Annotated in this window: 12 protein-coding genes; 5 read left to right on the top strand and 7 right to left on the bottom strand. The window is 72.6% G+C overall.

Annotated elements, in window-relative coordinates; all coding sequences use genetic code 11:
* The first annotated feature begins 181 nt into the window (after positions 1-181).
* Positions 182-1,888 (top strand): M23 family metallopeptidase, encoded by a 1,707-nt coding sequence (locus FHX78_RS13285; RefSeq protein WP_145867666.1) that lies wholly within the window; start codon positions 182-184, stop codon positions 1,886-1,888.
* A gap of 139 nt (positions 1,889-2,027) precedes the next feature.
* Here the strand turns inward: FHX78_RS13285 and pcrA are convergent, their stop codons facing one another.
* Entirely contained in the window at positions 2,028-4,550 is a 2,523-nt protein-coding gene (gene pcrA / locus FHX78_RS13290; protein ID WP_145867667.1) for a DNA helicase PcrA, read from the bottom strand.
* 462 nt (positions 4,551-5,012) lie between these two features.
* On the opposite strand from pcrA, the gene FHX78_RS13295 reads away from it, so the two are divergent.
* Entirely contained in the window at positions 5,013-6,200 is a 1,188-nt protein-coding gene (locus FHX78_RS13295) for a C40 family peptidase (protein ID WP_145867668.1), read from the top strand.
* A gap of 55 nt (positions 6,201-6,255) precedes the next feature.
* Here the strand turns inward: FHX78_RS13295 and FHX78_RS13300 are convergent, their stop codons facing one another.
* Positions 6,256-6,609, bottom strand: a complete 354-nt coding sequence (locus tag FHX78_RS13300; protein ID WP_145867669.1) for a hypothetical protein — start codon at positions 6,607-6,609, stop codon at positions 6,256-6,258.
* Between the two features lie 359 nt (positions 6,610-6,968).
* Here FHX78_RS13300 and FHX78_RS13305 point away from each other — a divergent pair, with 359 nt between their 5' ends.
* A complete protein-coding gene (locus FHX78_RS13305; RefSeq protein ID WP_145867670.1) occupies positions 6,969-8,030 on the top strand; it encodes a C40 family peptidase in 1,062 nt (353 codons plus the stop codon).
* Between the two features lie 24 nt (positions 8,031-8,054).
* Here the strand turns inward: FHX78_RS13305 and FHX78_RS13310 are convergent, their stop codons facing one another.
* Both FHX78_RS13310 and FHX78_RS13315 read right to left on the bottom strand, forming a co-directional pair.
* Positions 8,055-8,795 carry a LuxR C-terminal-related transcriptional regulator gene (locus tag FHX78_RS13310; protein ID WP_145867671.1) on the bottom strand — a complete coding sequence of 247 codons (741 nt, stop codon included), beginning with the start codon at positions 8,793-8,795 and terminating at the stop codon, positions 8,055-8,057.
* Positions 8,792-10,084, bottom strand: a complete 1,293-nt coding sequence (locus FHX78_RS13315; protein ID WP_145867672.1) for an ATP-binding protein — start codon at positions 10,082-10,084, stop codon at positions 8,792-8,794. Before FHX78_RS13315 ends, FHX78_RS13310 begins: the two co-directional genes overlap by 4 nt.
* A gap of 179 nt (positions 10,085-10,263) precedes the next feature.
* On the opposite strand from FHX78_RS13315, the gene FHX78_RS13320 reads away from it, so the two are divergent.
* Positions 10,264-11,712 (top strand): PspC domain-containing protein, encoded by a 1,449-nt coding sequence (locus FHX78_RS13320; protein WP_145867673.1) that lies wholly within the window; start codon positions 10,264-10,266, stop codon positions 11,710-11,712.
* Positions 11,699-11,929, top strand: a complete 231-nt coding sequence (locus FHX78_RS13325) for a hypothetical protein (RefSeq protein ID WP_145867674.1) — start codon at positions 11,699-11,701, stop codon at positions 11,927-11,929. The genes FHX78_RS13320 and FHX78_RS13325 overlap by 14 nt, the downstream gene beginning before the upstream one ends.
* Before the next feature lie 6 nt (positions 11,930-11,935).
* On the opposite strand, the gene FHX78_RS13330 is transcribed toward FHX78_RS13325, so the two are convergent.
* The 3 genes from FHX78_RS13330 to FHX78_RS13340 all read right to left on the bottom strand — a co-directional run bounded on the left by FHX78_RS13330 (position 11,936) and on the right by FHX78_RS13340 (position 15,188).
* Positions 11,936-12,463 (bottom strand): DoxX family membrane protein, encoded by a 528-nt coding sequence (locus FHX78_RS13330; RefSeq protein WP_145867675.1) that lies wholly within the window; start codon positions 12,461-12,463, stop codon positions 11,936-11,938.
* 440 nt (positions 12,464-12,903) lie between these two features.
* Positions 12,904-14,184, bottom strand: a complete 1,281-nt coding sequence (locus tag FHX78_RS13335) for a hypothetical protein (protein ID WP_145867676.1) — start codon at positions 14,182-14,184, stop codon at positions 12,904-12,906.
* A 209-nt stretch (positions 14,185-14,393) separates the two neighbouring features.
* Positions 14,394-15,188, bottom strand: coding sequence for a class II aldolase/adducin family protein (locus FHX78_RS13340; protein ID WP_145867677.1), 795 nt, complete (start codon positions 15,186-15,188; stop codon positions 14,394-14,396).
* Positions 15,189-15,300 lie beyond the last annotated feature (112 nt).

Raw genomic sequence — 15,300 nt, forward strand, 5'->3', positions numbered from 1 at the left:
CGGGGGCGGCCCGCGCGACACGCCCGGACCGCCGGCGCCGTGACAGGAGCACTCCCGCGCGTCCGTCCGAACAACAGCGGTCCCTCACAGCCGACTTACGGCCGTCATCCCGCCCGACACCTCGAACACGCTTCGAACAAAGAGCCAAGACCGCGCCCGTCGTCCGCCAAAAGACGACCGAATGCCCGTTTCCTTCGCGCGCGAAACCTGCGGAAGATTGTCGTGCCCGCGTACCGCCGGGTACAGTCGCCGCACTGCTCTGGCAGCCCCTGTTGTCGAGGCGAAAGAGAAGTTGGTGAACGACCGTCACCCGTCGGGGACCATGGCCCCGGCCCCGGCTTCCGATGCCTCTTCGGCGCCCTACGCGTCGTACGGCGCCCAGGAAGCCCAGTACGGCGACCTCACCACGTACGGCGGCTACGACGCCACCGGTTTTGACGCCACCCACTTCGGCACCGGCGGTCACGCCACCGGCACCTTCGCCACCGATCCCCTCTTCGGTGACCTCCCGGGCAGCGGCCAGGACACCGGCGCGTACGACACCGGACACTGGAACGCCGGGGGTCACGACACCGGCCACTACGACACCTACGCGGCCCAGCACCCCACCGCGTACGACACCGGCGGCTACGACACGACCGCCTGGACCACCGGCGACCAGCCGATGACGGTGATCCCGCCGCAGGCCGGCTCGCCGGAGACCAGCGGCCAGTTGGACGCGGGTGCCTGGATCCAGCCCGACCAGGCCGGGAACCCCGCCGACCAGACCCAGCAGTGGGACTGGGGCACGCAGACCTTCGACAGCGGCGTCTACGACGCCACGCAGTGGAACACCGACGGCGGCGACACCGCCGCCCCGGCGCCCGCACCCGACGCGTACGAGCCGCAGGCCGGCTCCTTCGACCGGTCCGCCTACACGGACCCCGCCCAGGGCACCTACGAGGACCCCGCCCAGGGCCCGTTCGAGGACACCCAGGGCACCTACGCCGACGCGGCGGAGCACGCCTACGACGAACCCGCCGCCGACGACGACGAGCCGGCGCACGGCGAGCCCGCCGACACCGGTGAGCTGCCCGCGGTGCACCTGCTCGACGGGCAGGAGGAGACCGTCCCCGCCCCGTCGTCCCGCGCCGCCTCACGTGCCGGGTCCCGGTCCCGCCGCCGTACGCCCCCCAAGCGCTCCGCGCTGCTGACCGTGGCCGTGCCCTCGGCGTGCGTGATGGGCGTCGCCGGTATCGCCGCGGCGTCGGTCGGCGACCTGGGTGACGACGGCGGCCAGGACACGGCGACCACCGCGGCGGACGCCCAGCCGGTGCAGCCGTCCACCGCCAACATCAAGCTGGACACCCAGCTGGAGAGCCTCGCCGCCGGCGCCGACGACTTCGCCGACCGGGCCAGCCGTACCCAGGAGCGCATCGACCTCAAGGCCCAGCAGGAGGCCGAGCGCAGGCGGGCAGCTGAGGAGGCGGCCCGCAAGGAGCGGCTGCGTCCGAAGTTCGCGCTCCCCGTCGCCCAGCACGGCCTCAGCGCCTACTACGGCCAGTCCGGCATCAACTGGATGTCCGTCCACTCCGGCATCGACTTCCCCGTGTCGTACGGCGCCACGGTGATGGCCGCGACCGACGGCACGGTGCGCACGCAGTACAACTCCGCTTACGGCAACATGATGATCGTGACCGCGATGGACGGCACCGAGACGTGGTACTGCCACCTCTCCAGCTACCAGGTGCCCTCCGGTACGACCGTCAAGGCGGGCGACGCGATCGCGTTCTCCGGGAACTCCGGCAACTCCACCGGCCCGCACCTGCACTTCGAGGTCCGCCCGGGTGGCGGCTCGGCGATCGACCCGCTCGCCTGGCTGCGCAGCCACGGCCTCGACCCGTCGTAGAACCCGGCAAGCCGGGGACCGGGCAGGCCCTGCCCCCTATCGCCCCGCCTCGCCGCCTGCCCGTCGGAGAGTCCCGTCGTGGCCCCCGGCCCGCCGGATCGTGCCCCCGACGGGCCTCAGCCGGCCCTCCGGGGCGCCGCTACAGCTTCTCCACCGGCGCGTACCGCAGCAGCAGACGCTTGGGCTTGGTGTCCCCGAAGTCGATCGTCGCCTCCGCGTTGGCACCCGTCCCCTTGACCCCGACGACGGTGCCGAGGCCGAACTGGTCGTGCGTGACCCGGTCGCCGATGGCCAGCGACACCACCGGCTGGTCCCCCGCCGACGTACGGCGGGTGGCGAAGCCGGAGGCACCCGAGGCCGACGAGCGGGAACGGGACGACGACAGCGTCGCCGCCACGCCCGACGCCGGTCCGGAGGGCACGGGCGCGCTCGCCCCCGTCCGCTTCCACTCCAGGTGGGCGGCCGGGATCTCCTCCAGGAAGCGCGAGGGCGGGTTGTAGGACGGCTGGCCCCAGGCGCTGCGCAGCGTGGACCGGGTGAGGTACAGCCGCTCCCGGGCGCGGGTGATGCCGACGTAGGCCAGGCGCCGCTCCTCCTCCAGCTCCTTGGTCTGGCCGAGGGCGCGCATGTGCGGGAAGACGCCGTCCTCCATGCCGGTGAGGAAGACGACCGGGAACTCCAGGCCCTTGGCGGTGTGCAGGGTCATCAGGGTGATGACGCCGGAGCCGTCCTCGTCCTCGTCGGGGATCTGGTCGGAGTCCGCGACCAGGGCGACCTGCTCCAGGAAGTCGGACAGCCCCACGGACTCGCCCTCGCCGCGCTCCTGCTCGAACTCCAGGGCGACGGCCGCGAGTTCTTGGAGGTTCTCGATGCGGGTCTCGTCCTGCGGGTCGGTGGAGGCCTGCAACTCGGCCAGGTAGCCGGTGCGTTCGAAGATCGCCTCCAGGACGGTCGCCGGGCCCGCGCCGGACTCGACGATCGTGCGCAGCTCCTCCATCAGCGTGTTGAACCGCTTCACGGCGTTCGCCGACCGCGCGGCCATGCCGTACGCCTCGTCGACGCGCCTGAGCGCCTGGGGGAAGCTGATCTTCTCGCGCTGCGCGAGGGCGTCGATCATGGCCTCCGCGCGGTCGCCGATGCCCCGCTTGGGCACGTTGAGGATGCGGCGCAGCGGCACCGAGTCCTCGGGGTTGGCGAGCACCCGCAGGTAGGCCAGGACGTCCCGGACCTCCTTGCGCTCGTAGAAGCGGACGCCGCCGACGACCTTGTAGGGCAGGCCGACCCGGATGAAGATCTCCTCGAAGACACGGGACTGGGCGTTGGTGCGGTAGAAGACGGCGACGTCGCCGGCCTTCGTCTCGCCCGCGTCGACCAGGCGGTCTATCTCGTCGGCGACGAACTGCGCCTCGTCGTGCTCGGTGTCCGCGACGTATCCGGTGATCCGCGCGCCGGTGCCGGCGTTGGTCCACAGGTTCTTCGGGCGGCGCGACTCGTTGCGCTCGATGACGGCGTTGGCGGCGCTCAGGATGGTCTGCGTGGAGCGGTAGTTCTGCTCCAGCAGGATCGTCGTCGCGTTCGGGTAGTCCTCCTCGAACTGGAGGATGTTGCGGATCGTCGCGCCGCGGAAGGCGTAGATCGACTGGTCGGCGTCGCCCACCACGCACAGCTCGGCGGGCGGGACCTCGGCCTCCGGCGGTACGTCGACGGGGTGCTCGCCGGTGCCGACCAGCTCCCTGACCAGGGCGTACTGGGCGTGGTTGGTGTCCTGGTACTCGTCGACGAGGACGTGGCGGAAGCGGCGGCGGTAGTGCTCGGCGACGTCCGGGAAGGCGCGGAGCAGGTTGACCGTCGTCATGATCAGGTCGTCGAAGTCCAGTGCGTTGGCCTCGCGCAGCCGCGACTGGTACAGGGCGTAGGCCTGGGCGAGGGTCTTCTCGAAGCCGTCGGCGGCCTGGGCGGCGAAGTCCTCCTCGTCGATCAGCTCGTTCTTCAGGTTGCTGATCTTGGCGCTGAAGGACTTCGGCGGGAAGCGCTTGGGGTCGAGGTCCAGGTCGCGGCAGACCAGGGCCATCAGACGCTTGGAGTCGGCGGCGTCGTAGATCGAGAACGACGACGTGAAGCCGAGCTTCTTGCTCTCGCGGCGCAGGATGCGCACGCACGCGCTGTGGAAGGTCATCACCCACATCGCGTTGGCGCGCGGGCCGACGAGGTGCTCGACGCGCTCCTTCATCTCACCGGCGGCCTTGTTGGTGAAGGTGATCGCGAGGATCTGGCCGGGGTGGACACTCCGCGCGGCGAGCAGGTGGGCGATGCGGTGGGTGAGCACGCGCGTCTTGCCGGAGCCGGCGCCGGCCACGATGAGCAGCGGGGAGCCGGAGTGCACGACGGCGGCGCGCTGGTTGTCGTTCAGCCCCTCCAGCAGCGCGGCGGCGTCGATCACCGGGCGCGGGGCACCGTCGCGGTAGTAGCCTCCCCCGCTCCCGGCTTCGCCCGAGCCGGGGGACCCCCATCGGTCCGGCGGCACGTCGAACTTCCCGCCGAACAGATCGTCCGGCAGGTGCTCCGGCACATGATCGTCCTCGGGCGGTGGCGGGGGCTCGTCCACGGGGCCCCGCTGGGCCTGGAGGTCCGCCAGGAAGCTGTCGTCAAAGAGGCTGCTCATCGCTCTCCGAGTCTAGGGCGCCCCACCGACAACGCGGGCCCGCCCCGGGAACATCCCCGGATTCCGGCCGCCTCCGCACCCGCCCCGACCGCCGCACACCCTCCACTACCGCCGCCTCACCCTGCGTGACCCCATCTCCAAGGTCACGAAAATGTATCGGGCATATCACCCACCAACCTTCACAGGGACCACACCAGTTGGCTACGGTGCGGGCGGGCCGCTCGACCTCCACCGGCGAACCTCGCCGGGCCGCGCGGCCTCCGCCGAGTCCGTCACTGCCCCCGTGGCAGCCGGAGCCGGGGACCCACCGAACCCCTGGGGTGAATCGGCCCACTCCCTCGCGGAGCGGCCGTAGGGCAACCCTTCCGAGCACCCGCCCGAACCCTCCCCCAGTGCCTGAACGGCCGGGGAGGGACCCCACCGCCCACCCGGCAGGCGAAGCAGTGGAAGGAGCCGCCCCCCTTGGCGTCGCACCGCAAGTCGCGCACTCCCGGCCCGCGCGTGGCAGGCATACGGACCCCGGCCCTGGCCACGGCCGCGCTGACCTCCGTGGCCCTGCTGTCCCAGACCGCCAACGCCGCCCCCTCGGACGACGGCAAGCCGAGTCTGGAGGAGGTCGAGAAGAAGGTCGACGACCTCTACCGCCAGGCGGAGTCGGCGACCGAGAAGTACAACGCGGCCAAGGAGAGGACCGCGAAGCAGCGCAAGCGCGTCGACACCCTCCTCGACGACGTGGCCAAGCGCACCCAGCGGCTCAACGAGGCGCGGGAGGAACTGGGTTCCTTCGCCGCCGCCCAGTACCGGACCGGCGCCGGCATCCCCGACACGGCGACCTTCCTGCTCGCGGACTCCCCGCAGGACATCTTCGACCAGAGCCAGCTGATGGACCGGATGACCGGCCGCCAGAAGGAAGCGGTCGACGACTACGTCACCCAGCAGTCCGAGACGATGCGGAAGCGCCAGGAGGCCACCCGGAGCCTCGAGACGCTCACCGAGTCCCAGGGCGACCTGAAGACCGCCAAGGCCACCGTCCAGAAGAAGCTCACCGACGCGCGCGAGCTGATGTCGAGGCTGACCGCCGAGGAGAAGGCGCGGCTCGCGGCGATCGAGAAGGAGAAGCAGCAGGAGGCCGCCCGCAAGGCCGCCGAGCTCGCCCGGCAGCAGGCGGAGCGGCAGCAGGCCCAGGAGGAGGCCGCACGGCAGGAGAGCGGCACCGCTGAGGGCTCCGGCTCCTCCGGGTCCTCCGGGTCCTCCGGGTCGGCGACCACGCCCCCGGCCGACTCCTCGTACGCCACCAAGGCGGAGAAGGCCCTCGCCTTCGCCCGCGCCCAGATCGGCAAGCCGTACGTCTGGGGCGCCACCGGCCCCGACTCCTACGACTGCTCAGGGCTCACCCAGGGCGCCTGGAAGGCCGCCGGCGTCACCATCCCGCGCACCACCTACGACCAGGTCGACGCGGGCACCACGGTCCCCGTCTCCCAGGCCCAGCCCGGTGACCTGGTCTTCTTCTACGACGACATCACCCATGTGGGCATCTACATCGGCAACGGGATGATGATCCACGCCCCGAAGCCCGGCACGTACGTCCGCGAGGAGTCGATCTTCTACGACGGCGAGTCCTCGATCCACAGCGTGGTCCGCCCGGCCTGACCCCGCCCGGCCTCCGGAGACGGAGACCAGGACGGGGACGTATACGGGGACGGGGTCAGGTCCACAGCACCGCGATGAAGACGTTCGCCGTGGTCAGCAGGCCGACCAGGCCGAACAGGCCCTTGTCCGCCTTCTCCTCGTCCCGCTTCACGTAGACCAGGCCGAGGATCACGATCAGCAGGGCCAGCTTCACGCCGATCTTGATGTTGTCGACGGGCTGGTCGTCGGCCTGGTTGAGACCGACCAGGATCACGCCGGTGACCAGCATCGTCAGCGCGCCGTGCAGCATCGCGGGGCTGAAGCGGGCGGTGCCCTCACCCATCGCCTTCATCTGGGTGAGGAAACCGCCGAGCAGCGAGGCGATGCCGATGATGTGCAGACCGACGAAGAGGTGGATGAGTACGTCCATGAGGCCGGAGCCTAGCCACGCCCGTCCCGTAGCACTCCGCCGCCCTCGCCCTTCCCTCCTTCACCACTTCGGTCACCGCACGGCAGGAAGGTGACGGAGCGGGAACGCGATCACGGTCACTTACGGTCACCTGCCGGTCCGCTCGCACCAGTTCCGCACAACCCGTTACCGGGGCCGCGCGGCCGGACCTAGCGTCCTCCACCAGGTGACCGGCTCTCCATGCCGCCCGGGCCAGGGGCGGCGGCCGGACACCACCGCCGGGAAGGGTCCGGCGGCGGACGGCTCCCTGTGCTCCCCCGCCGCCGGACCGCCGGCGGCGGCCCGCTCCCGGGCGGGCGTCGGAAAGGACGGGAGTCCAGGTGGCAGCGCACCGCAGGTCCCGACAGCGCTGGGCGGGCGGCACCAAGGCCCGTACGGCCGCCACCGTCGCCCTCGCCGGCGCGGCCGCCGCGACCGGCCTCGACGGGTCGGGACACGCCGCACCGCAGCCGGCACCGGACCAGGTCAGAGCCGATGTCGCCAGGCTCTACCGGGAGGCGGAGGCCGCCACCGAGAAGTACAACGGCGCCAAGGAGAAGGCCGAGTCGGCGCGGCAGCGGCTGCGCGCCCTCCAGGACGAGCGGGCGCGCCGCGAGGAGCGGCTCAACTCCGCGCGCGCCGAACTGGGTTCGGTCGCGGCCGCGCAGTACCGCGGTGGCGGCCTGGACCCCGCCCTGCAACTCGTCCTGTCCGAGGACCCGGACGGCTACCTGGAGGGCGCCGCCGTCGCCGAACGGGTGGGCAGCCGCCAGCGGGCGGCGGTGGGCCGCGTACGCGCACAGCTCCGGGAGATCGAGCGGTTGCGGGGAGCCGCGCGCATCGAGGTGAACTCCCTGACGTCCCGCCGGGCCGAACTGAAACGGCACGAGGAGACGATCACCGGCAGGCTGAGCACCGCCCGCCGGCTGCTGTCCCGGCTGCCGTCCGGGCACCGCGCGGGGCTCGCCGACAGCACCGACCGCGCCGCACGCTCGTCGACGGGCTCCCGGGACGGCCTGACGGCGCCCGGATCCGTCACCTCCCTCGCCCCCGGCCCCCGCGCGGCGCGGGCCGTCTCCTACGCCTACCAGAAGCTAGGCAGCCCCTACGTCTGGGGCGCGACCGGCCCCGACGCGTTCGACTGCTCGGGCCTCGTCCAGGCCGCGTACCGCTCCGCCGGGGTGTCCCTGCCCCGCACGACCTACGCACAGATCGGCGCCGGCCGCCGCGTCCCGCGCTCCGAACTGCTCCCCGGCGACCTGGTCTTCTTCTACTCCGGCATCAGTCACGTCGGCATCTACGTCGGCGGCGGCCGGATGATCCACGCCCCGAACCCCTCGGCACCGGTGCGCCTGGCACCCCTCGACGAGATGCCGTTCGCGGGCGCCACGCGGGTGGGCTGAGGGACCGACCGCGCGGGCCCCGGCTCACACCAGCCGGCGTGCCGTCGCCCAGCGGGTGAGTTCGTGGCGGTTGGACAGCTGGAGCTTGCGCAGCACCGCCGAGACATGGGACTCGACCGTCTTGACGGAGATGAACAGCTGCTTGGCGATCTCCTTGTACGCGTATCCCCGGGCGATCAGCCGCAGTACCTCCCGCTCGCGCTGGGTGAGGCGGTCCATGTCCTCGTCGACCGGCGGGGCGTCGGTCGAGGCGAAGGCGTCCAAGACGAAGCCGGCCAGGCGGGGCGAGAAGACCGCGTCCCCCTCCTGGACCCGGAAGATCGAGTCGACCAGGTCGGTGCCGGTGATGGTCTTGGTCACATAGCCGCGGGCACCGCCCCGGATCACACCGATCACGTCCTCCGCCGCGTCCGACACGGACAGGGCCAGGAAGCGCACCGGCCGCTCGGCGTCGCCCATCAACGGGGCGCAGCGGCGCAGCACTTCGACGCCACCGCCGCCGGGCAGGTGCACGTCGAGCAGGACCACCTCGGGGCGGGTCGCGGTGATGACCGTGACCGCCTGGTCGACGTCGGCGGCCTCACCGACCACCTCGACCCCCGTCTGCTCGGTCTGCCCGATCTCGGCCTGGACGCCCGTGCGGAACATGCGGTGGTCGTCGACGAGGACGACACGCACACGGCGCCGGCCCTCACCGTCCGGCTCCGCGGACGCGGCTCCCCGTGCCGGTCCCGTCGTTCCGTTCGCCTCGGTCGGCTCGCTCATGACGTCTTCTCCGCCCTCTCCATCTCCAACTCGACCTCCGTGCCGCCGTCGGGCACCGCGCGCAGCCGCGCCGTGCCGCCGTTGCGCTCCATCCGGCCGATGATCGATTCCCTGACGCCCATGCGGTCGGCGGGTATCGCGTCGAGGTCGAAGCCGGGGCCGCGGTCGCGGACGGACACGAAGACCGTCCTCCCCTCGACTTCGGCGTAGACCTGCACCGCGCCTCCCTCGCCACCGTACTTGGCGGCGTTGACCATCGCTTCACGCGCGGCCTGCATCTGTGCGCCGATCCCCTCGTCGAGGGGGCAGTCACCCACGACGACGACCTCGATGGGGACGCCGTGCTTGTCCTCCACCTCGGCGGCGTTGCGCTTCACGGCCTCGGCGAGGGTGGTGGGCTCGTCGTCCTCGTCCTTCCCGTTGCCCTCCGGTTTGTAGAGCCAGGCGCGCAGGTCGCGCTCCTGGGCGCGGGCGAGGCGGCGCACCTCTCCCGCGTTGTCCGCGTTGCGCTGGATCAGGGTGAGGGTGTGCAGCACCGAGTCGTGGACGTGGGCGGCGACCTCCGCGCGCTCCTGGGCGCGGATGCGCATCAGGCGCTCCTCGGAGAGGTCCTGTGTCATGCGCACGAGGTAGGGGCCGGCGAGGAGCGTTATGCCGACGAGGACCGCGAGGGCGGCCTGGAGCACCGAACCGAGGTGGCTGCCCGATCCGCGCAGGACGAAGATGCCGGAGGCGCCCGCCGTCACCAGCAGCACACCGGCCACGGCCCGCAGCAGCGTGACCGTGCGGCGGCGCCGGCCGACCTCCATCCACCGGGCCCGGCGGGCGTTGTCCGCCTGCCGCCAGACCAGGGCGACACCCGCACCGACCAGCACGGTCGGCCAGAGGTAGGCCCTGGCCCCGTTGCTCAGGTTGACATTGCCCACGAAGATCATGGCGACGACGACCATGAGGAGCAGGGCGACGATCTGGCCCTTGTCCGGTCTCCGGGTGACGAGTCTGCGCCGCCCGTCCGGCGAGGACTCGGTCGTCACGAGCGAGGGCGGCTTCTGGGCGTCCACGCCGCCGACGCCCAGCGGTACGAAGAACCAGAACGCGGCGTACAGCAGCGCGCCGAGACCGTCGGCCATGAACAGGCCGACGAAGACCAGACGCACCCAGATCACGGGCAGCCCGAGATGCCCCGCGAGCCCCCGCGCCACGCCACCGAGCCAGCGTCCGTCACTGCTGCGGTAGAGCTTGCGCGGCGGCCGCGGCCCGGCGACTGGCGCTGCTGCGGCTTCCGACATGCCAACGATGGTCACACGACCGGGATGCCGGAGCATCAGGGTCTGTCCCCGAGACTCCCCTGATCTCCCGCCCCCGGGCCCGTCGAACGTTCCCCCCGCCCGGCTCAGGGGCCGATATCAGGGTCCGGCCAGGGTCGTACCGACTGCCGTCGCGGCGGCTCGCCCGTCACCATGGACTCATGACCGATCACCAGCACGCCGCGACGGGTCCGGACCCCGGCTCGGGCCCGCGCGCCTCCGGGGGCACCGGGCCGCGGGATGCCGCGCCCGCCGCGGACTCGGCGCGCGCGCACGGGCAGGCGGGCGCGCGGAAGGAGGGGGGAGCGGCCGCCCCGCCGCCGGAGCCGGCCGGCGAGACCGGTCCGACGGACGCCGACCGCTTCCGGCGCGACCGCCGGCACAAGATGCTTGGCGGGGTGTGCGCCGGGCTGGGCCGGCAGTGCGACATGGACCCGGTGATCTTCCGGATCACGCTCGCGGTGCTGTCCGCCACCGGCGGCATCGGCCTCATCTTCTACGGTTTCGCCTGGCTCTTCGTCCCGTACGACGACGAGGAGGAGAACGAGATCCGCAGGCTGCTCACCGGCCGGGTCGACGGTCACACCCTGACGGCCGTGCTGTTCGCGCTGGTCGGCTGCGGCGTCTTCCTCACCATGCTGAGCAACGACGGCGTGCTGAGCTTCGCCGTCATACTGTCCCTGCTGCTCGCCGGCGCCGGGTACTGGTCGCGGCGGCGCGGCGCCCCCAGCCCCGACCACATCGCCGCCCAGGCCGTGGCCGACGCACCGCCGGAGCCCCAGGCTCCGCCGGTTCCCGCCTCCTTCTCGTCGTGGTGGCGCGAGCCCATCGTGAAGGACGGCACGCACATCGGCGGCACGGGCTATCTGTGGGGCCCCCGGGACTCCGGCGACCCGGACATCGCCGCCGCCGTGAACATCAGCCTCGGCACCCGCGGCCACCCCTACGCGCCACCGCCCCGCCCGCCGAAGCCGCGCGGCCCCCGCCGGATCGGCGGCCGGATCTTCCTGCTGGCCCTGCTCGCGGGCGGTCTCGGCACCGGGCTGACCTGGGAGGAGCACCCTCTCGGCACCAGCCTGCAGACCGGTCTCGCCTGCGCGCTCGCCGTGTTCGGCATCGGCGTGGCCGTCTCCGCGTTCCTCGGCCGCACGGGGGCCGGTTCGATCGTCCTGGCGGTCATCACGGCGGGCCTGCTCGCCGGCTCGGCCGCCGTGCCGAAGGACATCGGCACCGACTGGAAGCGCACGACCTGGGAGCCCGCCTCGGTCGCGCAGATACGCCCGGCCTACGAGCTGGGCACGGGCAACGGCGTGCTGGACCTGTCCGCGATACGCGTCCCCGGGGACGGGACCGTCGCGACGCGGGCCGACGTGGGCCTGGGCCGCATCCATGTGATCGTGCCCAGGGACGTGACCGTGAAGCTGAGCATCGACGTGGGAGTGGGTGACATCCAGTTGCCGGGCGACGGGCAGAAGGACGTGGACGTGGCACCGGGCAAGCACGAGGAGCTGACCCTGGAACCGCCCGCCGGCGCCGAGGAGGCGGGCACGCTCGACCTCGAACTCCAGGTCGGCGCGGGACAGGCGGAGGTGAGCCGTGCCACGTCATGAGTTCCAGCCCGGCAGGCTGGTCGCCGGCGCCTTCCTCACCCTCACCGCGGTGATCTACGCGGGCGACGCGGGCGGCGCCTGGGAGACCCCGTGGTTCGTGGTGATCCCGGTCGTCACGGGCGGCCTCTGCCTGGCCGGCGCGGTGGGCACCCTGACCGGCCTCCTGCGCCGTCGCCGGACGAGACCCCGGGGAACCGGAGCGGACGCCCCGTCCTGACAACGGCTACCGGTACGCGCCCGTCCGCCGCCGCCGCGCCCGGAGGGCGGCGTCCACGGACAACAGCGGAGCCCCGGCCAGCACCAGCGGGATCCAGCCCATGAGGTACGGGAGGTCATTGCCGTAGTAGTACGGATCGGCGGCCCAGCTCACGGTCAGCCACAGGCTGAGCGAGATCAACGCGCCGCCCAGGGCGGCCAGCCGGGTGAGCAGGCCGAGCAGGGTGCCGATCCCGACGGCCAACTCACCGAGGGCGATGGCGTATCCGAACCCGACCGGGCTCTCCAACGCCATGTCGACCAGCGCGGGAAGGGCGGAGGAGTCGCGGACGCCCCGCATCATGTCACCGATCGACCCGGCCCCGGCGTCCTTCATGAACGCGCTGTCCGTGAGCTTGTCGAGACCCGCGTAGACGAAGGTGACCCCGAGGAAGATCCGCAGGGGCACCAGGGCGTAGCGGGTGGCGGTGTCCCGCCAGCCTCTGTCGCCGTCGGGGTGTGGGGAGTACGTGTCCGCGCGCATACCGTGAGTCATCGCTGCCTGCCGCCTCTCACCGCCGTACCGAGCCCTCCTCGACAGACCATACGTACGACGATCGTCCTCGGCTCAACCCTGGACGGGGGCTTTTTCTTCGAGGACTCGCCTCCTCGCGCACGACGGTGCGGGCCGGGGGGTGTCACGCAGCCCGGCGCTCACGGGGAGCCGCCGCGCCCACCCTCCCCACTCTCGGCTCCGCTCAAGCGGAGGACACCCATCACCCCCGGCGCCGCGACGGCCCGCGGTGAACGACGGCGCGACCGCCCGCGGCAGCGCTGATGCGCCGCGTGCGGCGAGGAGGGGACGGGGCGGGGGTGCCCACCCGCAGCGGCCGGCACGTCCGCACCCCGAGCCCTCTCAACCGACCGATTCCGCGCCGGACCGAGGACGGACACCCCCGACCGGCCCCGACCCACCCCCCACCCGTGGGCGCCGCGCTACTCCATCACATCGATGGCATACCGATTCGTCTCCACCCCCGCCGCGGTGACCACCTGCACCTCCACCCGTCCCGGCTCCACCTCCGCCGGCACGGGCACCGTCAGCAGAGCATCCGTCGGGTTGTCGAACCCGCCCGCCACCGGCACCAAGGGCACATGCACATGCACCGCCCCCACCCGCACGACCATCCGCGACAACCGGTCCGCCCCCTGCGCCCCGACCGGCACGAACCCGGCCCCGCGGATCTCGATGTCGTCGCCGGTCCGGATGGGCGCGTCCAGATCACCGGCCTCCCGCGCCCGCACCACCGACAGAATGACCGGACGCCCGCCCTCCGCGTACTTCCCCGCGAGATACGTCGCCGCCGACACCAGCACCACCACCGCCAGCCCCCACGGCAGATCGGGCAACTGGTCCGGCCTCCGGGCCAACCGCACCGCCGCGAACACCAGGGCGACGCCGCTGATCACGACGTACTGGATGTCGGCGAAGCTCCCCCGCCCCGCGTCGTCGGTCAGCAGGTCCGCCGCCCTGGGCCGGTGGGCCCGTACCTTCTGCAGCCGCTGCCCCTGCACCCGCAGCCCGACCACCCGCCGCACCAGCACGGCGATCCCGCACACGACGGCCAGCACCGTCACCACACCGGCGCCGCGGCCCAGTTCGAGCCCCGCGATCAGCGCGTCACGCTCGCGGTGCCCGGAGGCGTCCGCCAGCTGCCCCACCAGCACGAGCACCGCGAACGCCAGGAACAGCACCCAGGAGGCGGCCACCGCGCGGGACGTGGAGAGGCGGTTGTCCTCCCCGATCACCGGCGCCAGCGCACCCCCGCGCGCCCGGTGGAACCACGACGCGGCCGTCAGCGCGCCGGCCACGACCAACGCGGCCAGCAACCCGGCGGAGCGCGCCGCGGTCCACCCCGCGCCGATCGCCGTGAGCGCCTGCCCGAGGAGCAGCAGCACGACACCCGCCCACACCACGACCGCGGTCCGCCGCCACAGCCGCACCAGCCATGCGGCGCCCTCGGCCCGGCCCCGTTCGGCGACGGCCTCCGCGGCCTGCGTCAGTTCCTCGGACACCCACTGCCGGGAGGCGGAGGCCGAGTGGGCCACGGCGGCCGGCACCCCGTGCCCGGCCGCGTACTCGTCCCGCTTCAGCAGGAACGCCGCGACCGCGCGCCGATGCCCCTCACGCACCCCGTGCGGACAGTCCCCGCAGGTACAGCCGCCCTCGTGCGGGCCCGCAACCGCGCCGCCCTGCCTCGCCTCCTGCACCGCCACGCCCGAAGCCCGCCTTCCGAACCATCACAAACCCACGACCACTGCCACCGACCACCACGCAACTCCCGCGTGACGAAAGCGAATTGTGCCCTACCCCACGCCCCCGCCGACCGGCAGGCCCAGCCAGAACGAGTGAATTCCCGGGCACCGAGTTGACCCGCCCCCGTTCCGCTCATCCCGGGTCGGCCCGCACGAGCGACCTGGCGGATCTAGCTCAGCAGATCCGGTTCGCTCCGGCTGATGTCCTGCCACATCGGCTGGTAGTTGATCCACGCCACCAGGTCCCCGCCCAGCTGCTCCCGCGTGGCCACCGCCTGCCGGTGTCCGATGAGGACGGGCCGGCCCGCCGCCCGCGCGGTGAGCTGCACCTGGCAGGACCGCTCCATCGTGACGAACCACCAGGCCGCCGCGTCCACGGAGTCCCCCACGGTCAGCAGCCCGTGGTTGCGCAGCACCAGCGCCTTGTGGGAACCGAGCGCGGCCGCGATGCGCCGCCCCTCCGCGGCGTCGACGGTGACGCCGCTGTAGGCGTCGTAGAGGGCGTGGTCCTCGTAGAACGCGCAGCTCTCCTGGGTGATCGGGTCCAGCAGGTCGCCTAGGGCCGCGAGGGCGCGGCCGTGCACCGAGTGGCAGTGGGCGACGGCGACCACGTCCGGCCGGGCCGCGTGCACCTGGGCGTGCATGGTGAACGCGGCCTGGTTGACGTGGTGGCCGCCCTCGACGACCTGGCCGTCCGCGTTGGCGAGCACGAGGTCGCTCACGGTGACGTGCCGGAAGGGCATCCCGAACGGGTTGACCCAGAAGCAGTCGGAGAACTCCGGGTCGCGTGCGGTGATGTGCCCCGAGACACCGTCCTCGAAGCCGAGCCGCCCGAAGAGCCGCAACGCGCCCGCGAGGCGCTCCTTGCGGTGCCGGCGCTCCTCCTCGACCGAATCGTGCAGGGGCGGCATGGCGAAGCGCAGTCTGTCGGTGGGCAGCGGCAGGGGCGGCGTGGGCCCGTGCATAAGTCCTCCCGCGGGGGGTGTGCATACGGGGCGGAAGTTACCGGCGGGCCGCCCTGGGCGACAGCTCGCTTCCGTAAAGATGAGAACCGCTCTCGTCCACCGCCCGGAGGAC

It is taken from the genome of Streptomyces capillispiralis (assembly GCF_007829875.1).
GTDB classification, from domain to species: Bacteria; Actinomycetota; Actinomycetes; order Streptomycetales; family Streptomycetaceae; genus Streptomyces; species Streptomyces capillispiralis.